Source organism: Hyphomicrobium sp. B1 (assembly GCF_049532635.1).
Lineage (GTDB): Bacteria > Pseudomonadota > Alphaproteobacteria > Rhizobiales > Hyphomicrobiaceae > Hyphomicrobium_B.
The window spans coordinates 3848016-3865122 of the sequence record NZ_CP134871.1 but is presented as its reverse complement, the minus strand read 5'-3'; the positions used below and the strand labels follow the sequence as shown (position 1 = coordinate 3865122).

Annotated in this window: 21 protein-coding genes; 6 read left to right on the top strand and 15 right to left on the bottom strand. The window is 60.3% G+C overall.

Annotated elements, in window-relative coordinates:
• From RLW55_RS18405 to copM, 4 genes are all read right to left on the bottom strand, one after another.
• Positions 1-459 (bottom strand): FKBP-type peptidyl-prolyl cis-trans isomerase, encoded by a 459-nt coding sequence (locus RLW55_RS18405; RefSeq protein WP_423415012.1) that lies wholly within the window; start codon positions 457-459, stop codon positions 1-3.
• Positions 460-648: 189 nt separating this feature from the next.
• On the bottom strand, positions 649-876 hold the full coding sequence (locus RLW55_RS18400; RefSeq protein ID WP_414462232.1) for a hypothetical protein: 228 nt from the start codon (positions 874-876) through the stop codon (positions 649-651).
• A 21-nt stretch (positions 877-897) separates the two neighbouring features.
• The gene (gene purL, locus RLW55_RS18395) at positions 898-3150 is read right to left on the bottom strand and encodes a phosphoribosylformylglycinamidine synthase subunit PurL (protein WP_423415011.1); all 2253 of its coding nucleotides are present in this window, start codon (positions 3148-3150) and stop codon (positions 898-900) included.
• A 265-nt stretch (positions 3151-3415) separates the two neighbouring features.
• Complete coding sequence (gene copM, locus RLW55_RS18390; protein WP_423416434.1) at positions 3416-3769, bottom strand: CopM family metallochaperone; 354 nt, start codon at positions 3767-3769, stop codon at positions 3416-3418.
• Between the two features lie 396 nt (positions 3770-4165).
• On the opposite strand from copM, the gene RLW55_RS18385 reads away from it, so the two are divergent.
• The gene (locus RLW55_RS18385) at positions 4166-4402 is read left to right on the top strand and encodes a hypothetical protein (RefSeq protein WP_423415010.1); all 237 of its coding nucleotides are present in this window, start codon (positions 4166-4168) and stop codon (positions 4400-4402) included.
• Positions 4403-5276: 874 nt separating this feature from the next.
• On the opposite strand, the gene RLW55_RS18380 is transcribed toward RLW55_RS18385, so the two are convergent.
• The gene (locus tag RLW55_RS18380; RefSeq protein WP_423415009.1) at positions 5277-5528 is read right to left on the bottom strand and encodes a hypothetical protein; all 252 of its coding nucleotides are present in this window, start codon (positions 5526-5528) and stop codon (positions 5277-5279) included.
• 304 nt (positions 5529-5832) lie between these two features.
• Here RLW55_RS18380 and RLW55_RS18375 point away from each other — a divergent pair, with 304 nt between their 5' ends.
• The 3 genes from RLW55_RS18375 to RLW55_RS18365 all read left to right on the top strand — a co-directional run bounded on the left by RLW55_RS18375 (position 5833) and on the right by RLW55_RS18365 (position 8388).
• Positions 5833-6768, top strand: a complete 936-nt coding sequence (locus tag RLW55_RS18375) for an AEC family transporter (RefSeq protein ID WP_414462235.1) — start codon at positions 5833-5835, stop codon at positions 6766-6768.
• A 166-nt stretch (positions 6769-6934) separates the two neighbouring features.
• Positions 6935-7963 (top strand): hypothetical protein, encoded by a 1029-nt coding sequence (locus RLW55_RS18370; RefSeq protein WP_423415008.1) that lies wholly within the window; start codon positions 6935-6937, stop codon positions 7961-7963.
• Between the two features lie 134 nt (positions 7964-8097).
• Positions 8098-8388 carry a hypothetical protein gene (locus tag RLW55_RS18365; RefSeq protein ID WP_013947066.1) on the top strand — a complete coding sequence of 97 codons (291 nt, stop codon included), beginning with the start codon at positions 8098-8100 and terminating at the stop codon, positions 8386-8388.
• Positions 8389-8532: 144 nt separating this feature from the next.
• Here RLW55_RS18365 and purQ read toward each other — a convergent pair whose 3' ends face one another.
• The 4 genes from purQ to purC form a co-directional block, all read right to left on the bottom strand.
• Positions 8533-9234 (bottom strand): phosphoribosylformylglycinamidine synthase subunit PurQ, encoded by a 702-nt coding sequence (gene purQ, locus RLW55_RS18360; RefSeq protein WP_423415007.1) that lies wholly within the window; start codon positions 9232-9234, stop codon positions 8533-8535.
• A gap of 118 nt (positions 9235-9352) precedes the next feature.
• A complete protein-coding gene (locus tag RLW55_RS18355) occupies positions 9353-9793 on the bottom strand; it encodes a hypothetical protein (protein ID WP_423415006.1) in 441 nt (146 codons plus the stop codon).
• A 2-nt stretch (positions 9794-9795) separates the two neighbouring features.
• Positions 9796-10035 carry a phosphoribosylformylglycinamidine synthase subunit PurS gene (gene purS, locus RLW55_RS18350; RefSeq protein WP_024275646.1) on the bottom strand — a complete coding sequence of 80 codons (240 nt, stop codon included), beginning with the start codon at positions 10033-10035 and terminating at the stop codon, positions 9796-9798.
• A 126-nt stretch (positions 10036-10161) separates the two neighbouring features.
• A complete protein-coding gene (gene purC / locus RLW55_RS18345; protein WP_013947070.1) occupies positions 10162-10977 on the bottom strand; it encodes a phosphoribosylaminoimidazolesuccinocarboxamide synthase in 816 nt (271 codons plus the stop codon).
• A 386-nt stretch (positions 10978-11363) separates the two neighbouring features.
• On the opposite strand from purC, the gene RLW55_RS18340 reads away from it, so the two are divergent.
• Positions 11364-11690, top strand: coding sequence for a DUF1476 domain-containing protein (locus RLW55_RS18340; RefSeq protein ID WP_013947072.1), 327 nt, complete (start codon positions 11364-11366; stop codon positions 11688-11690).
• Between the two features lie 57 nt (positions 11691-11747).
• Here RLW55_RS18340 and RLW55_RS18335 read toward each other — a convergent pair whose 3' ends face one another.
• Positions 11748-12332: an RBBP9/YdeN family alpha/beta hydrolase gene (locus tag RLW55_RS18335; protein ID WP_423415005.1), complete on the bottom strand. Its 585-nt coding sequence runs from the start codon at positions 12330-12332 to the stop codon at positions 11748-11750.
• 199 nt (positions 12333-12531) lie between these two features.
• Between RLW55_RS18335 and RLW55_RS18330 the strand changes: the two genes are divergently transcribed.
• The gene (locus tag RLW55_RS18330; RefSeq protein ID WP_409562899.1) at positions 12532-13020 is read left to right on the top strand and encodes a ferritin-like domain-containing protein; all 489 of its coding nucleotides are present in this window, start codon (positions 12532-12534) and stop codon (positions 13018-13020) included.
• A 101-nt stretch (positions 13021-13121) separates the two neighbouring features.
• On the opposite strand, the gene RLW55_RS18325 is transcribed toward RLW55_RS18330, so the two are convergent.
• Genes RLW55_RS18325 through RLW55_RS18305 form a run of 5 tightly spaced genes read right to left on the bottom strand, consistent with a single transcriptional unit; the run spans position 13122 to position 17025 of the window.
• Positions 13122-13304 (bottom strand): nuclear transport factor 2 family protein, encoded by a 183-nt coding sequence (locus RLW55_RS18325; RefSeq protein WP_423416433.1) that lies wholly within the window; start codon positions 13302-13304, stop codon positions 13122-13124.
• A gap of 9 nt (positions 13305-13313) precedes the next feature.
• On the bottom strand, positions 13314-13505 hold the full coding sequence (locus RLW55_RS18320) for a nuclear transport factor 2 family protein (RefSeq protein WP_423415004.1): 192 nt from the start codon (positions 13503-13505) through the stop codon (positions 13314-13316).
• Positions 13506-13565: 60 nt separating this feature from the next.
• Positions 13566-15083 (bottom strand): ArnT family glycosyltransferase, encoded by a 1518-nt coding sequence (locus RLW55_RS18315; protein ID WP_423415003.1) that lies wholly within the window; start codon positions 15081-15083, stop codon positions 13566-13568.
• The gene (locus RLW55_RS18310; RefSeq protein ID WP_423415002.1) at positions 15083-16216 is read right to left on the bottom strand and encodes a glycosyltransferase family 2 protein; all 1134 of its coding nucleotides are present in this window, start codon (positions 16214-16216) and stop codon (positions 15083-15085) included. Before RLW55_RS18310 ends, RLW55_RS18315 begins: the two co-directional genes overlap by 1 nt.
• Complete coding sequence (locus tag RLW55_RS18305) at positions 16216-17025, bottom strand: phosphatase PAP2 family protein (RefSeq protein WP_423415001.1); 810 nt, start codon at positions 17023-17025, stop codon at positions 16216-16218. The genes RLW55_RS18310 and RLW55_RS18305 overlap by 1 nt, the downstream gene beginning before the upstream one ends.
• Between the last annotated feature and the right edge of the window lie 82 nt (positions 17026-17107).

Below are 17107 nucleotides of genomic sequence, written 5' to 3'. Positions count from 1 at the left end.
TTATTTCACGCCGAGCAATTCGACGTCGAAGATCAGCGTGGCGTTCGGAGGGATGACACCGCCAGCGCCGCGTGCGCCGTAGCCGAGCTGCGGCGGAATGATGAGCGTGCGCTTGCCGCCGACTTTCATTCCGGCAACGCCTTCGTCCCAGCCCTTGATGACACGGCCGGTTCCGATCGGGAATTCGAACGCCTGGCCGCGATCGACGGACGAGTCGAACTTCGAGCCTTTCTTGCCGTCGACATAGAGCCAGCCGGTGTAGTGCATGACGCAGATCTGCCCGGTCTCGGGCGTCGCGCCGGTGCCGACGACGGTGTCTTCGTATTGGAGGCCGGACGGTGTGGTGGTCATTTTCGATCCTTGCGTTTGTGCGATTGCATGGTTGTTGGGAAGGATGGCGCTCACGATAGCGAGCGTTGCGGCGATGGCCATCATGGTGGGGAAGCGGGCGTAGCGCATGTTGGTTCCTCTATGGGTGCGGCGCCCTTTGGCGGGCATTCGTCTTGTTTTTTCGTCATCCCGGCAAAGGCCGAAGTCTCGACAAACTTCAAAATTCGTTTGCAGGTCGGTGTCGTGGCTGGTCGCCTCCCCGGTCATGACGATTAAGAGATCGTTTTGCCGCGGAGATCGCGTGTTGCGCACGCCCGATTAGGATGATGCTTCGACCTTTTTCTGCAGCTCAACGAGGCGCCGCTGGTATTCTTCCTCCATGGCGAGGACGTGCTGATAGACGTTGTCGAGTTCTTCTTTGCGCACGCCGTCCTGGGCTTCCTCGACCCATGTTGCGAACTCTTCGCGCAGCGTAAAGAGTACGTCGAGGGCGCCCTTAATTTCGCTGAGTTCCTGCTGGGATTGCGGGTTATCGCCGGTCGCCATGGTCCGTACTTTCCTTCCGTGTCAGCTAGCCAACTCACCCTGCATTAGCTTCGGCAGGAAGCCTTCGTTGGCGGTGCGGAGTTCGGACAGCGGCAATGCGCCTTCACCCTTCAGCGCGATGGCGTTGCCGCCGACGCGGCCGATGATGCGGGCCGGCAATTCGAGCAGGCGCGCGCGTTCCAGAACTTCCTCGGCCTTCTGCGGCGTAACCTCGACAACGTAGCGGCCCTGATCCTCGCCGAACCAGACGGCATGCGCGGGAAGTTTGCCTTCATACGCGAAGAGTTCGACGCCGAGGCCTGATGCTTCGCGCGAAAGACCGTTCTTGCCGCCCGCAAGCGCCATTTCGGCGATGGCGACGAGCAGTCCGCCGTCGGCGCAGTCGTGCACCGCGAGTGCGCGGCCTTCGCGGATCAGCGTGCGGATCAAACGTCCGGCCTTAATCTCATCTTCGAGGTTGACCGGCGGGGGCGCGCCTTCGAACTTCCCAGACGCGTATTGCTGATAGAGCGACTGACCGAGGTGGCCTTCCTCCCGGCCGATGACGATCAGCACGTTGCCTTCGTTCTTGAGGCGAATATCGGCGAGCTTCGCTGAATCAGGCACGAGCCCGACGCCGCCGATGGCAGGCGTGGGCGGAATGCCGACGCCGTTCGTCTCATTGTAAAGCGAGACGTTGCCGGAGACGACCGGATAGCCGAGCGCGTTGCAGGCTTCCGCCATGCCGCGGCAGCTTGCAACGAACTGACCCATGATCTCTGGGCGTTCGGGATTGGCGAAGTTCATATTGTCGGTGATGGCGAGCGGATCGGCGCCGACGGCGGTCAGGTTGCGCCAGGTTTCGACGACGGCCTGCTTCGTGCCTTCTTCCGGATCGGCGGTGACGTAGCGGGGCGTCACATCGCAGGCAACCGCAATGGCTTTCTTCGTGCCGTGGACGCGCACGACGCCCGCGTCGCCACCGGGGCGACCGACGGTGTCGCCCATGACCATGTGATCGTATTGTTCCCAGATCCAGCGGCGCGACGCGAGGTGATGGCCTGCCATCAGATCCTTCAGCGTGCCGAGGATTGCGTTCGGTGCGGGCACCCATTCGGGCAAAATCTTCGCGGGCTTCTTCGGCTCGACATGCGGGCGCGTGTACATCGGCGCGGAGTTGGCAAGCACCGGCACGGGCAGATCGGCTTCGACCTCACCCTTGTGCTTGATGATCATGCGCTGGGTATCGGTCGTGTGACCGATGACGGCGAAGTCGAGGCCCCATTTCTCGAAGATCGCTTTCGCGTCGGCCTCGCGCTCGGGCTTCAGGATCATCAGCATGCGTTCCTGGCTTTCCGAGAGCATCATCTCGTAAGCGGTCATGCCGGTTTCGCGCTGGGGCACGAGGTCGAGGTTCAGTTCGATGCCGACGCCGCCCTTGTCGGCCATTTCCGAGGTCGATGACGTGAGGCCTGCGGCGCCCATGTCCTGAATGGCGATGATCGAGTCCGTCGCCATCAGTTCGAGGCAGGCTTCGATCAGAAGCTTTTCGGTGAAAGGATCGCCGACCTGCACGGTCGGGCGTTTCTCGTCCGACTTCTCGTCGAACTCGGCCGACGCCATCGTCGCGCCGTGGATGCCGTCGCGGCCCGTTTTCGATCCGACATAGACGACGGGGAGGCCGACGCCCTTGGCGGCGGAATAGAAAATCTTGTCCGTCCGCGCGAGGCCGACGCACATGGCGTTGACGAGGATGTTGTTGTTGTAGCCTTCGTCGAAATTCGTTTCGCCGCCGATGGTCGGCACGCCGGTGCAGTTGCCGTAATGCGCGATGCCCGCGACGACGCCTGAAACCAGGTGGCGGGTCTTGGCATGATCTGGGGCGCCGAAGCGCAACGCGTTCATGTTGGCGACGGGGCGCGCGCCCATCGTGAAGACATCGCGCATGATGCCGCCGACGCCGGTCGCCGCGCCCTGGAATGGCTCGATGTAGGAGGGGTGGTTGTGGCTCTCCATCTTGAAGACGACGGCGTCGCCGTCTCCGAGGTCAACCACGCCCGCGTTCTCGCCCGGTCCCTGGATGACCTGGGGGCCGGACGTCGGCAGCGTTTTCAGCCAGACGCGGGAGGATTTGTACGAGCAGTGCTCGCTCCACATGACCGAGAAGATGCCGAGTTCACAGATCGACGGCTCGCGGCCGAGGATTTCCAGTAGCCGCTCGTATTCGTCGGGCTTCAGGCCGTGCTCGGCAACGATTTGCGGGGTGATCTTGCGGATGGTGGTCGTCTCGGTCATTCAGGATCTCGGGCAAATCTCTTGGGGCGCGCTTGATTTGCGACCGCTTATATGGGGTCGAGGCCGGTTTGTCGCCCTTTGGTTGGCGCCTTGCGACTCCGCTTCGCGGAGCCGGCCGCAAGTCGCGGGTTTGTGGCTTCTTTCTTCGCTGGCGGGCGGTTGCGAGCCCTGGAGCACGACCCGAGACTTAGAATGTTTGGCCTCGGTATGGCCCTGGGGCCAGCTCTTCGCTACGCCCCGGCCGGTATGACAATTGCCATAGGGTTCACTTCGCGTTCTTGGCGAGCCAGGTTTTCATGAACGCGATTTCGGTTTCCTGGGCTTTGATAATCTCCTCTGCGAGCTTTCGAAGCTCGGGGTCCTTGCCGTACTGAAGCTCGATCTTGGCCATGTCGATGGCACCCTGGTGGTGCGGGATCATGCCCTTCACAAAGTCAACATCGGCGTTGCCGGTGTAGCCGACCATCATACCCTGATGCATCTTCTGCATTGCAGCCTCGAAAGCCTTGGACGACGGAGCGGCGTCGGCGGACGTGCCCATGTCCATCTTCATTTGGCCGCCCGTGTTCATGTGATCCATGGACTTCATGTCCATGTCTTCCGCCATGGCAGGCGTCATGAGGAAGAAACCGAGGCATAGCAGTCCGGCAATGGTTTTCACGGGGTAAGTGTCCTCCTCGTTTGGATTGACGGTCGAGCCGAATATGGGCGTGCCCGGCGATAAAATAACTGTCGTAGTCGGACGCACTCTATAGCGGCGCATCGCGGTGTTGTCGCGGCCGCCGGCTTCGAGAAATGCTCCGTGCGGATCGCTTCAAAATTTCTGAATGCGATATGAACCGGCTGCACCCTATGCCGCGGCGGCTCAGCGCTGCTGACGGCGCATTTCAGTATTGCGGCGAGATGCCATTTTATTTGGCAGATTCTGCATCCTATATGCTCGTCAAATCGGCAGTGCAGGGAGCGACTGGATCTCCCTCAGCTGCGCATATGATGGGTCAGAAGGTCTACACTCATGTCGTCGGAGAAGTTCGAGAGGCGCGCATCGTTGCTCGCGGGTGTTTCGTTCGCGGATGTTTGGCGCGCTGCCAGGTATCACCAACTCGGCGGCCATGGAGAGCATCCGTCGTCGCTCGAAATCGCGCACGCATCACGCTTTGCGGCGCCGGGGCAGCCTTTTGCCTCTGAGGCAAGTGTTGCTGGTGAGCCCGGACGGGCAGCCGACATCCGGCGTTATCGTCAGGCCGCTTGAGCGATTTCGTCACGTGGAATCGTGCGGCGTTTTTGCCGGCTCGGGGCATTTGTGGGCTGGCGGACGGTTTTGCGTCGCAAATCAGCCTTCGGCGAAGGTCCGTTGCCCAGTTATGGTGCAGGTTGGCACTTTCCGTCCTACCCGTTCGTACTGTGACCGTTTCGCGCTGCAAAAGGCGCAACACGGACTTGCGGGTATAGGGTATTTTTCTAATCAGCTCAGATGGTTATGTAATTCCGTGAAACGTGGCGCTACGTCCATCAGCCGTAGTGCGGACTTGAACATCGATCAATGCCGACGGCCCGCGAACTCGCAGTTCAGGGTCGTCGGAAGGAATTGAGGGTTCGTTCGCAGAGTAGCGCCTTCGCGGTTGCGAAATCCGGCAGCGGGTTTGCTTCGACGCTTCCAAGTCCACGCTTGCAAGTCGTTCGAGCGAAGGGAGGGAGTTACAACTCTCTCCCTTTTTTTATTCGCACTTTAGTTACTGTAATCGTTGAGTTTTTGCGACACCCCCCGCGACAGAGCCGCGCTGCTGGGCGCGCATGATAGAGCTGCTCGGCGCCCCCCTGGCGCAACGCACACGGATCACCTATCTACACTGTAGAAGAAAGCGACCCGGGGGCTAATCCCGGGAGTTAGGCGGGGTTCTCCCGCCGGCTAGCTCAAAACAGGTGATACTATGAAGGCCATCGTGTTCGCTGTGTTCAACTCGCTGTCGTTCGGCTCTCAGCCGACGCGCAAAAACCAGCGGCGCGGGAACAGCCGCTAATCGAGCGGACTGTTTGACTGCACGGAAAAGGGGCCAGAGGGCCCCTTTTTTGTTTGTGCGCAACGACTCGCGTTCCGCGCCGGCCGCCAAGCACAGGCCCCTATCTCACCAATGGCCCGAGAGGGCGGGGGCGGAGCGGACGTTGCGGAAGACGACGTCCGGGCGCAGGCGGGGGGCGGACGCCATCGCGATGATCCGTTTCTCCGTCAGGCTTCTGAGCCGACGTGAGATTGTCAGATAGACCTGCTTCATACGCATCAGCCGAATGGCGTTTGGCGCCGATGACTGCTGTTCGCGGTCGATCAACTCGCGAATGCGGGCGGCTCGCTCGAGAAGGACCAAGAAGCGACGGGACATAGTTTTCCTCCGGTTCGGAATATTGGAGGTATGTCCGGTGAAAAAGTCGAAGCACCGGGCACACCCGATGCGGTCCGACATCGCAGCACCGTTTTGGTGCATGCCAGAGGGGCCCGGCCCCGCAATCTCTAATGATCTAGGTGCGCTTGTACGCGGCGCAAGTGGCCGCCTTTAAATGCCACCGAAAGATCACAATCGGCCTGCGCTAGGCGCCGAAATCTTGGAACGGGTCCAATAAACCGCATTGGATTGGGTCGCGGCGCAACCATAGGAATGGCGACCTATCCTTCTTGGTGAGCGTTTCATGTTTTCCACGTTTCTCGTCGTGTTGCCGATTTTCGCGCTGGTGCTTGCCGGGTGGCTCGCGCGGCGGATCGGCGTGCTCGGGCCCAACGCGACGACGGAGCTCAATAGGTTTGTCGTCTATCTGGCGTTGCCTGCACTGCTGTTCGACATCACGAGCCACGCCCATTGGAGCGATCTCTGGCAGCCGGGCTTCATCGCAGTGTTCGGGATCAGCACGCTGCTGATCTTTACCGTGACGGTTGCCGCGCGTCTGCGCTCGCCGCGGCATCTGGCCGACGCCGCGATCGATGGGCTCAATGCCGGATATGCGAATACGGCCTACATGGGCTTTCCCATCACGCTTGCAGTGCTCGGCCAGCAGGCGCTGGCGCCGACGACGATTGCGTCGATCATTACGGTCTGCGTGGTGTTCGCCATTGCGATCGTGCTGATCGAGGTCGGGCTGCAGAGTGAGGCGCGGGCTCTGCATCTCGCGCGCAAGGTCGGCCTGTCGTTGATGCGCAATCCGCTGCTGGTGGCGCCGGCGCTCGGCGCGCTTTTTCCCGCGAGCGGATTGACGGTGCCGGTGCCCGTCGAAACGTTCCTGAAGATGCTCGGAGGCGCGGCGTCGCCGTGTGCGCTGGTGGCGCTCGGCTTGTTCCTCGCCGCCAAGACCGAGCAGGAAGCCGACGTAACGCGCTCGACCGCAATGCTCGTCGGATTGAAGCTTGTGCTGCATCCGATCATTGCGTGGGTCTTGGCGAGCATGGTCTTTCATCTGTCGCCGACGCTGACGCGAACCGTCGTTTTGCTCGCTGCGCTGCCGACGGGAACCGGGCCTTTCATGCTCGCGGAATTTTATGCGCGCGAGGCGGCCGTTACGTCGCGCGTGATTCTCGTTTCGACCATGATCTCTGTTCTAACTGTTTCAGCATATCTTGCGATGTCGGCTTGATCTGCGCAGGATTGGCCGAAGCTGCACAGTGCGCCGAGGCCATGTGCGGATGCTGCTCTGCTTGGTAGGCGCGCTGCAAAAAAAATCTGAACAGACTAGAAAACCACGTTCAATGGGGTTCGTTAAGGGCATTATCTCATTTTAGATTGTTGCTCGGGAGATCGAGATGCTTCGATTTTTTCGATTAGGCGGTATCGAACTTTTTTTCGCTATTTTCGGATTTCTGGTTTTCGTCACGCCTCCCGTGCAGTCGAAACCCATAGGCAACGGGACGCAATATTACGGCTGGTACGTCAATGCCTATACCAGTGACGATACGGGGCAATTCAGCCATTGCTCGGCCTCTGTGCCCTATAGAAGCGGCACTACTCTCGTCTTCGCGCTTGGCACAGGTGGTTGGACACTCGCTCTATTAAATCCGAATTGGAAAATGGCCGTTGGTTCGAAATTTCCGGTTCGTATTCAAATTGACCGCAATCAGCCCATCGTACTGACCGCTACCGCGCTGATGCCGACAATGGCAGGAGCGCCTCTGGAGCTGAGCAATTACCTGTTTCAGTTGTTCAAGAGGGGGCGTCTGCTGCGCGTTCAAGGCGCCGGTGAGAGTCTTGGCTTCGATTTGACGAATTCAAGCAAGGTTCTAGATCTGACGCTCGCCTGTGCGGACAAATATCTTAACCCTCCTGCGAATCCGTTTGGTGCACCAAGTTCGGCTGCCGTCTCTCCACCGCCTTCCGAGAGAGCCGAACTCATAGCGTATGTTGCCACCACGCTCTCACAAGCGGGTATTCAAGGGGTGACAATATCTCCCGACAAGCCGACTGGGAGTTTCTCTACGTGGGATGTCTCCTGGGCCGGTCAAAGTGTGGTTGGGGTTGCGAAGATTGATTTGCTTTCCTTGGAGGCGGTGGCGTCGGGGCTTGTTTCGAGTGATAGCAAGGACTGCGCAGGAAGTTTTGCTTCAACCCGTGAAAAGAAAGGAGACGTCTTAATTTTGCGGACTGCGTGCCAGATAGCGTCGTCAGGTGCGATGATTCATATTCTTTATACGATCGTGCCGAGAGCCAACGGCGGAAGTTATGTTATGGGGACTTTCGAAAGTGCGGTCGGGTCTGAAAGTCCGCCGGCGTCTAATGCGCCCCCAAGCACATTGCTTAACTCGAGTTCCAGATTGAGCCCCGTCGATCCTCGGTAACCCGCGTTTTTAACTTATTCGCAAATTGTTTAGGATCACAGAATTACCCCGAAGCTGGCTTACAAGCCGTTCAAGCGCGGTTCATTGATAGAAGATCAGAATTGCGCTTCGAGGGACGAAGGGGAACTTCGATCATGAAACGCATTTTTGGCGCGGCTGTTGCCGCAGTCGCGATGACGGGGCTGGTGGCTCCCGCACACGCCGGTGGTGGTGACTTTGCTGCCGGGCTTTTTGGTGGTCTCGCAGCCGGGGCCATCATCGGCTCGACGGCGCGGCCCTATTACTACGATCCGCCGCCGCCTCCGCCGCCTGCATACTACTACGGCGGTGGTTATGGCGGTCCGTGTCATTGGGAACGTGGTCGCCGCTACTGGGATGACTATGAGGGCAGGTGGCGCTGGTCGCGCGTCCGCGTCTGCGATTAGGTTTGTCATTTGAATAACGCCTCTCCCTTGTGGAGAGGCGGACGCGGAGCGTCGGTGAGGGGCGCATTCGCGATGGCGAGCCTTGGGCGCATGCCCGTCCCCCACCCTGGCCCTCTCTCCGCAAGGGGAGAGGGGAATAAAAAATCAAGCAGCTTCGAGGGTCGAGAGCAGGATACTTTCGAACACGCGGCGGCCATCGGTGCCGCCGAGAGCGCTTTCGTAAAGACGCTCCGGGTGGGGCATCATGCCGAGCACGCGGCCGGTTTCGTTGGTGATGCCGGCGATGTTGCGCTGGGCGCCGTTCGGGCAGGTCTCGGCGCTGACGGTTCCTTCGCCATCGGAATAGCGGAAAGCGACGCGGCCTTCGCCTTCGAGGCGGTCCAGCGTCTCGCTGTCGGCGAAATAGTTGCCCTCGCCGTGCGCGACCGGAACCTTGATGACTTCGCCCTTGCGGTAGCACTTGGTGAAAAACGAGGTGTCGTTCTCGACCTTCAGGAACACGTCGCGGCAGATGAAGTGCAACGATGCGTTGCGCAGGAGGGCGCCAGGAAGCAGGCCCGACTCGCACAGGATCTGGAAGCCGTTGCAGATGCCGATGACGGGCGTTCCGGCGTTCGCTTTCGCGACGACGTCCTTCATGATTGGAGAGTGGGCCGCCATCGCGCCGCAGCGTAGGTAGTCGCCGTAAGAGAAGCCGCCCGGCAGCACGATGACGTCCGAGGAGGGCACGCTGGCGTCGCCATGCCAGACCATCTTCGGCGCAAAGCCCGTAACCCGCGTGATCGCGGTTTCGACGTCGCGGTCGCAGTTGGAGCCGGGAAAGACGATGACGGAAGCGCGGAGCATCCTGGATAGCCTCGGTTGGCGATTTCGATCGCTGATAGGTGTCAATGATTGACAGCAGTGAAGTAATGCGACTCCGGCCGCAAGTCCACTTGCGGGGCTGTCACAGCCCTTAAGGCGCTTAAGGGCCGCCGAGCGGCGACTGCTTACGCTTTTGCTTTTCGACTTCGGCGCGGGAAGCGTTGGTCAGCCGCGTGTCTTCGGCTTTCATCGCATCGACAAGGGCCATGAACTCGACCTGATTGCCGTAGCCGCATTCCTTGCTTTGCGCCGTCCAGACGCCGGTGACCTGTTTTACGAACTTGCGCAGGACGATGGCGGGGTGCGCGGGCTGGCCGGGTTCTGTGAAGGTGATTTCGACACGCCAGACGTCCGGGTTCTCGACCGTGACGACATTCGGATTGGCGGCTTCCTGTTTGGCTCCCGGCAGCCATGCTGACCAGTTGCGCAGCGCCTTGAAGCCCATTTGGCAATCGAGATCGGGTGCGGCCGCAGGCTGAGCGAGCGCCGGGCTGGACCCGAGCGCTGCGATGGCCAGCGCGATCACGAGCGTTGCCCGCATCGTCAGCCGATTTCGTAGCTGTAGTTTTCGATGACCGTGTTGGCGAGCAGGTCCTTGCACATCTGCTCGACGAGCGCTTTCGCCTTGGCAGGGTCGGTCTCGGACAGATCGACTTCGATATACTTGCCCTGCCGCACGTCGCCGACGCCGGAGATGCCGAGGCCCTTGATGGCGCCTTCGATGGCTTTGCCCTGGGGATCGAGCACGCCGTTCTTCAGTGTGATTTTGATTTTGGCTTTCATCGTTGTTCCAAATTGTCATCCCGGCCGAGCGTAGCGAAGAGCCGGGACCCAGACGATGAACTCTCGCACATTTTGAGTGAGCGTGGCTCCCGGATCGGCCTTTCGGCCGTCCGGGATGACAGGTGTTTAGTTCGGCTTGCCGTTGATGGGCGCGACCGGGCCGTTCGACGTTGCGTTCGAGGCGACAAGCACGGGGCCTGCACCACGCGGACGTGGCGTTTCGGTCAGAACGCCGAGGCGGCGGGCAACTTCCTGATAGGCTTCGAGAACGCCGCCGAGATCGCGACGGAAGCGATCCTTGTCGAGCTTGTCGCCCGACTGGGCATCCCAGAGGCGGCAGCAATCGGGACTGATCTCGTCGGCAAGAACGATCCGCACCTGCTCGTTGTCGTAGAAGCGGCCGAACTCAACCTTGAAGTCGACGAGGCGGATGCCGATGCCGAGGAAGAGGCCGACGAGGAAATCATTGATGCGCAGCGCGAGCTGCATGATCTCGTCGATTTCCTGCGGCGTCGCCCAGCCGAACGCCGTGATGTGCTCTTCCGAGACCATCGGGTCGTTCAATTCGTCCTTTTTGAAGTAGAACTCGATGATCGAGCGCGGCAGCTGCGTGCCTTCTTCGAGACCGAGGCGCGTTGCCAGCGAACCGGCTGCAACGTTGCGCACGACAACTTCGAGCGGCACGATTTCAACTTCGCGGATCAACTGCTCGCGCATGTTGAGGCGCTTGATGAAATGCGTCGGCACGCCGATCTCACCGAGCTTCATGAAGATGTATTCGGAGATACGATTGTTGAGTACGCCTTTGCCTTCGATCAATGCGTGCTTCTTCGCATTGAAGGCCGTTGCGTCGTCCTTGAAATGTTGAATAAGGGTGCCGGGCTCCGGACCTTCGTAAAGGACCTTCGCCTTGCCCTCGTAGATGCGCCGACGCTTGTTCATTCCTGGACCTCTGAGGATCAACAGATTGCTCTCACTCATTGCGGTATACAGATCTTCTCACGAGTTCGTACGCTGACGCTGACGCCTTGATTTTCCAACGTGTTTTCTTCATGTCGGGAAAGGAAGGGCGAACCTTTTTCGCGCTCGGATGTCTTGGGCGGACACTAGCCGAACGAGGGGGGCGACACAATGTAGACCATGAGCCGCAGCGGTGCTTATGGTGACTAAACGCCAAGCCGTTGATTTAGCTCAGGGCGCACGGTAACGCTGCCGTAGATATGCGTTTTGCGGGCAGCAGAAATGCTCGTAGTGCTTGTGGAAATAGAGTTAATACAACCAAGGGTCAGGCGCCGCGGGGCGCTCGGGAGATCAGGGAGCAAACGGACATGACGACCTTCAACGAGCGCGAAAAGGGCTTCGAGAACAAATTCGCTTACGACGAAGAGCTGCGCTTCAAGGCGGAAGCGCGCCGCAATCGCGCCGTCGCTGAATGGGCGGGCGCGAAGCTCGGTCTGACCGGTGATGCGCTCGACGCGTACGTCAAAGAGGTGCGCAAGGCCGACCTTCTCGAGAAAGGCGACGACGATGTCTTCCGCAAGGTCAAAGCCGACCTTACGGCGAAGGGCATCGCGGTCGACGACACAGAGCTTCGCTCGATGATGTCGGAAGCTTTGGCGAAAGCTGTTTCCGATCTCGAGTCGGCGAAGGGTTGAAGTCTTAGTTTGCGCCCGGCGACTCCCGTTCCGGAAGCCGGCCGCCGGGCGCGGATGCTAGCCTAGCTTTTTCAAGAATTGTCCGAACTGCAAAAGACCTTCCGGCCAGGGGCCATGGCCGGAGGCGATGTTGATGTGACCGCTTTCGCCCGCATCGCTGATGGTTGCGCCCCATTTGTTCGCGAGGTGCTCGGCGCGGGCGTAGCTGCAGTAGAGATCGTTGTTGGCAACGACGACGTGCGCGGGAAACGGTAATTTCCGTTCGGGCATCGTCTCGAAGCCGCGCGTGCCTTTTTCCGGCGGCCAGCGCTTGCCGCCGGTATCGGGCCAGAAATCAGCGTGATCGATGTCGGCGGGCGCCACCAGAAAGGCGCCGATGACGCCGTTCCTTCTAAGCTTGTCGGCTGCAAAGACGACGGCCGGCACACCCACGGAATGGGCAACGACGACAACCGGCTGCGTGGCGCCGCCAGCGAATTTCGCGATCCTGTCACCCCAGCTTTCGACGTCCGGGTTCTCCCAGTCATGCTGGATGACGCGTCGCGCCGTCTTGAGATTGCGCTCCCAACGGCTTTGCCAGTGATCGGGGCCGGAATCCTGCCAGCCGGGTACGATAAGAATGTCGATTTCTGATGTTTTCATGGGCGGCTCTGATTAACCGAGAGCGCCGCCGGAGGGAAGAGTGGCGGAGAGGCCGAAAACGGGTTCCCGCGGTGCAGCGGGAATGCGCGGAATTTTTTCCGCGTGATCGGGCAATCGGAAGGCACTCGCGCTGGGAACCGGACGGCAGGCACGACGTTGCCCGGGGACACATAATCCGTACCGTGAGGAGACGCCCCCCATGAAAGTCGAAAACCTCGAAGACCTATTCAATCATACGCTCGAAGACATTTACTTCGCCGAAACGAAGCTGGTGAAGGCGCTTCCGAAGATGGCCAAGGCAGCGGATTCGGCGCAGCTTGCCAAAGCCTTCATGGGACATCTGGAAGAGACGAAAGAGCATGTCACGCGTCTGGAAGAGGTGTTCACGAAACTCGGCCGCAAGCCGAAGGCGACGGAGTGTCCGGCGATCAAAGGTATTCTGGCGGAAGGCGAGGAGCTGATGTCGGAGATCAAGGATGCCGATACGCGCGACGCGGCGATGATCGCGGCGGGGCAGGCGGCGGAGCATTACGAGATCACGCGCTATGGCACGCTCGTGTCGTGGGCGAAGCTGCTCGGCCACAAAGATCTCGCAACCATTCTCGAAAAAACGCTGAAGGAAGAATATGCAGCCGACGACAAGCTGACGAAGCTTGCCGAAAGCAAACTCAACAAGGAAGCGGCGTAAATTCTTTTCCGACGTCGTACTGGATCAGCCTCTCTCTTCGGGGAGAGGCTTTTCTTATGTTCCCCGAGCGGAGACGAAAGCGTAGGCGCTGATGTCGAAGTTCAAAACATGCCGTTGGAATTGGCGGACAATTCGGGCATGACCTGGAGCACGTCCCAGTGCTCGACGATTTTACCGTCGGCGTCGAAGCGGAAGATGTCGATGCCCGCGTAGTCGGCGCTTCCTGGCCAGTGCTGGAAGCAATGCAAGACGACGAGATCACCTTCAGCCACGGCGCGTTTTATCTCAACGTGCTATCCGGGCCATTCGTGCGCCATGCGTTCGAAATAATCAATGAAGCCCTGCTTGCCCGTAGTCACATGCGGATTGTGCTGGATGTATTCGGCGCCGGAAAAACGCGCGATCGCTTCGCGCGGCTCGCACGCGTTGAACATCAATTCATAGAACGCAATCGCGGTTGCCTTGTTTTGTCGGGGATCGGTCATTTGTGCTCCTGACGTGACGGGAGCGATAGCGTTACACCAACCGCGATGGAACGCGAGAGGTCAGAACTTATCGTCCATGGCGAGCGGCGGCGCGATGGGGTCGGAGACGAGATAGAGAACGTAGGTCGCGCCGCCGCTGCCGTTGTGGCGGGTCAGCGTGCCGATCTTCTCGATCTTACCGAACTTGCTCTTGAGCAGCGGAAGATCGACGCGGCGTTCAAGCTCGACGTAGAGCGCGGGCCGGTTGACGACGGTTTCGGGTAGCGAAGGTAGAAAGGCGTAGCGGATGCGCTCGTCGAGCTGCGCGACGGGACTGCGGCTCTTGATGGCGGACATGAGTTGGCCTGTCGTGGCGTAGCTGGATGTTGCCAGCCACGCTGCGCCGGTTTCCTCGCGTTTCTTTTCGATGGCTTCAGCGAGCGCGGGCCAGCCGCGCATCTGTTCCGTCGGGTCTTTCGGAGAACTGAATAACGGGTGCAGCGCGTGGACGTAGATCACGGCGGTCATCGCAAAACCGAGCGCAAGTGCTGAGACAAACGCGGTGCGGCGCCACGCGACGGGAAGCGCCGCCACACCGAGCGCCGCGCAGATGGCGAATGATGGATAGAGCGGTCCGGGCCAATTGCCCTGCACACGATCGTGCAGCGCGTGAATGCAAAAATATAGCAGCATCGGCACGATGGCCGCGGCCAGCAGAACATCGCTTCGGCCGCGTTCCGATATCGCTCGGCGCATGACGCCGACGAAGCCGACGAGAGCGAGGAGAGCGATCAGCGGGCTTTCCAGCAGCGCGAATCCGCCGATCAGTTCGACGAGGTAGCCGACACCCGCTTTACCTTCGCGGCCGACGCGGCCGAACTGCTTGATGAAGGAGACCCAGCCGTGCTCGGCGTTCCAGACCACGACCGGGCTCGCGATCAGTGCCGCGATGATGCCGCCGATCCAAAGTTCGGGCGCACGAAACCATTTCCGATTGTCGGGCGTGACGAGAAGCCAGAGCAGGATCGTCGCGCCGAGAAAGAGGTTAGTGTATTTCGAGACAAGGCCAAGTCCGGCGAACAGGCCGATGGCAAGCCACCACCTGGCGTTACGGCTGCGGTCGAGTTCGGCTAACCCCCAGACGACGAGACCGGCGAAAAGGACGCTGGGCAAATCCGGCGTGACGATGATGCCACCGACGGCGAGCAGGGGCATAGCGAGCAGGAACCAGACGGCGCGGCGGGCGATGTCGGGGCCGTAGAGAAGATAGGCCGTTCGCCAAAGAACCGCGGTGCCCAGAAGCAGAATGATCGGTGCGAGCAGGCGGACACCCAACGTGCTGTCGCCTGCGATGGCGCGTCCGGCCCCGATGACCCAGGCGATCATCGGCGGGTGATCGAGATAAGAGAGCGACGGGGCGAGCGACCAGATCCGATAGTAGGCCTCGTCGTCGACGAGGCCCGTGAAACTTGCGATAGCGAAGCGCAGCGCCGTCAAGCCGAGAACGACGGCCAGCAAGACATTGTTCGAGGCCAGACCGTTGCGCGGTCCCGCGGCCGGATCAATTCTGCTCGGCGCTGGCGAGGCCGCGACGTCCATCAGCGCCGCCACGTCAGCGCTGAGCTTGCTGCGTAATTGAAGACTGCGGCCATCAGTGCACCGGCGATACCTGCGCGCCACCAGTTCGGATCGTGATTGTAGACGAGATCGGCGACGCCGATGTTCGCCAGTGTGCCGACGCTGCAAACGACATAGAACGTCAGCAGGCCGCTTATTATGTCGACACCTGAAAGGCGGCGATCACGGAACGTCAGGGCATTGTTCAAGAAGAAGTTGAAGGTCATCGCAACGAACGCGGCGAAGATCTGCGCCTCATTGAATGAGGCATGGGCCAAGACGATGGCGCTGCGCAGCGCCGCGAGATGAATGATGAGGCCCGTTGCGCCGACCAGCGCGAACAGGAAGAAGCGCGGGGGAACGAGGTTGCCGGTCGTTTTCGTGAGCAGAAGACCAAGGAAGTCGGCGATGACGAGACCATCGAGCTTCGACTGGCCGACCTTGCGTGGACGGAACACGTAGGGCTTTTCGGAGACGCGCACGCCTGAGGGAGCGGACGCCAGAATATCGAGCAGCAGCTTGAAGCCGCCGGGAGAGAGTTTAGGGGCGATGGTATCGATAAGGCTCCGCTTCAACATGAAGAAGCCGCTCATCGGGTCGCTGACGTTGGTCTTGAGCAGCATGTTTGTCAGCGTCGTCGCGAGCATGCTCGATACGCGACGCGTCGCCGAGAAGCCTTCGCTGGCATCGCCGGTCTGATCATAGCGTGTGCCGATGACGATGTCGGATTTGCCCGTCTCGATATCGCGCAGCATCTCAGGCAGGAGCTTTTCGTCATGCTGAAGGTCGGCATCGACCACGGCGACGATGTCGGCGCCGGACGCCAGCATGCCTTCGATCACCGCACCCGCCAGTCCTCGGCGGCCGACGCGACGCAGCGCGCGGACGCGGCCATCGTGGGCGCCGATTGAGCGGATGGTGCTCATCGTACCGTCGGGACTGTCATCGTCGACGAAGATGACTTCCCAGTTGATGCCGGCGAGCGCGGCATCGAGCGCCGAAATCATCGACGCGATATTGCCGGCTTCGCAGTATGTCGGCACAACGACCGACAGCTGTAGGCGGGTGGGCAAATTCGCTGCGCGGAGCGGGCGTTCTGTCTGCGTTTCAGTCATCACCACAGGCGCTGTCCCGTCAAAGGATCTTGTATTTTCTCGCCGCGCCGGGCGTCGCGCTTTCGTGCGATCGTCCGAAAGACAAGATAAATGGCTGCTACCGTCAGCGCCATCGTTACGCCGGCGAAGATCACGTCGGACAGAAAATGTGCGCCTTGCGAGATGCGAATGAAGCCCGCAAGCAGTCCGAAACCGACGCCGGCTGCGACGAGGGCACCGCCGATAGCAGGAAAAAGAAAGGCGGAAGCGAAGAATGTTGCGTACATCATCGATGCTTCGCCCGCGACGAACGAGCAATTGCGGCGGCATTGATCCGACCGAACGATCGGCAGGGAATACTTTTTCGAGCCGCCGAACTCTTTGATTTGAACGGGGCGAGCGCGGCCCCAGCCATCCTTCAGCATTACATTGCCGACGAGGCCCGGTCCGAGCGCGAGGCAGGCGGCGAGGAAAAGCCATCGCACGAAGCCGAGGCCAAACACGTCAGACTTCAGAACGGAGGAGGCGATCAAGCCGATCACGTTCACGACGCAGACGGCGATAAAGGAAAAATAGAGGGTGAGGCGGACGTAGTCGGCCAAAGTCCTGGGTGCGCCACCGGCGAAGACACCGCCGCCCTTGCCGGAAAAGACGCCGTTGCCGAGGTAAAAATATCCGGATGTCGCGAGATCGAGCTGCGGGTACAGGCAAAACAGCAGACCCGCTACGGTGGCGACGATCAGCGCACCCCAGAACAGGATGGAGACGATATTGCCGTGGGCGTCTCGCTCCTGTCGTCCTAATCCGGATTGTGCTGTCATGGTCCTCATCGGGTTCCCCGCCCCTCCGTCAGAGGTTCGCTTAGACTTTCGGTCTCAAGATGTCACGCGGAAGCGTTTCAAAGGCGAATTG

Bases quoted from the DNA above. Each gene is read 5' to 3' on its own strand.
- RLW55_RS18315 (WP_423415003.1), bottom strand. From the start codon at position 15,083: ATGGACGTCGCGGCCTCGCCAGCGCCGAGCAGAATTGATCCGGCCGCG.
- purQ (WP_423415007.1), bottom strand. From the start codon at position 9,234: ATGCTCCGCGCTTCCGTCATCGTCTTTCCCGGCTCCAACTGCGACCGC.
- RLW55_RS18330 (WP_409562899.1), top strand. From the start codon at position 12,532: ATGAAAGTCGAAAACCTCGAAGACCTATTCAATCATACGCTCGAAGAC.
- RLW55_RS18405 (WP_423415012.1), bottom strand. From the start codon at position 459: ATGCGCTACGCCCGCTTCCCCACCATGATGGCCATCGCCGCAACGCTC.
- RLW55_RS18365 (WP_013947066.1), top strand. From the start codon at position 8,098: ATGAAACGCATTTTTGGCGCGGCTGTTGCCGCAGTCGCGATGACGGGG.
- RLW55_RS18400 (WP_414462232.1), bottom strand. From the start codon at position 876: ATGGCGACCGGCGATAACCCGCAATCCCAGCAGGAACTCAGCGAAATT.
- RLW55_RS18335 (WP_423415005.1), bottom strand. From the start codon at position 12,332: ATGAAAACATCAGAAATCGACATTCTTATCGTACCCGGCTGGCAGGAT.
- RLW55_RS18355 (WP_423415006.1), bottom strand. From the start codon at position 9,793: ATGCGGGCAACGCTCGTGATCGCGCTGGCCATCGCAGCGCTCGGGTCC.
- RLW55_RS18370 (WP_423415008.1), top strand. From the start codon at position 6,935: ATGCTTCGATTTTTTCGATTAGGCGGTATCGAACTTTTTTTCGCTATT.
- RLW55_RS18340 (WP_013947072.1), top strand. From the start codon at position 11,364: ATGACGACCTTCAACGAGCGCGAAAAGGGCTTCGAGAACAAATTCGCT.
- purL (WP_423415011.1), bottom strand. From the start codon at position 3,150: ATGACCGAGACGACCACCATCCGCAAGATCACCCCGCAAATCGTTGCC.
- purS (WP_024275646.1), bottom strand. From the start codon at position 10,035: ATGAAAGCCAAAATCAAAATCACACTGAAGAACGGCGTGCTCGATCCC.
- RLW55_RS18310 (WP_423415002.1), bottom strand. From the start codon at position 16,216: ATGACTGAAACGCAGACAGAACGCCCGCTCCGCGCAGCGAATTTGCCC.
- RLW55_RS18380 (WP_423415009.1), bottom strand. From the start codon at position 5,528: ATGTCCCGTCGCTTCTTGGTCCTTCTCGAGCGAGCCGCCCGCATTCGC.
- copM (WP_423416434.1), bottom strand. From the start codon at position 3,769: ATGACGCCTGCCATGGCGGAAGACATGGACATGAAGTCCATGGATCAC.
- RLW55_RS18305 (WP_423415001.1), bottom strand. From the start codon at position 17,025: ATGAGGACCATGACAGCACAATCCGGATTAGGACGACAGGAGCGAGAC.
- purC (WP_013947070.1), bottom strand. From the start codon at position 10,977: ATGAACAAGCGTCGGCGCATCTACGAGGGCAAGGCGAAGGTCCTTTAC.
- RLW55_RS18320 (WP_423415004.1), bottom strand. From the start codon at position 13,505: ATGACCGATCCCCGACAAAACAAGGCAACCGCGATTGCGTTCTATGAA.
- RLW55_RS18385 (WP_423415010.1), top strand. From the start codon at position 4,166: ATGTCGTCGGAGAAGTTCGAGAGGCGCGCATCGTTGCTCGCGGGTGTT.
- RLW55_RS18375 (WP_414462235.1), top strand. From the start codon at position 5,833: ATGTTTTCCACGTTTCTCGTCGTGTTGCCGATTTTCGCGCTGGTGCTT.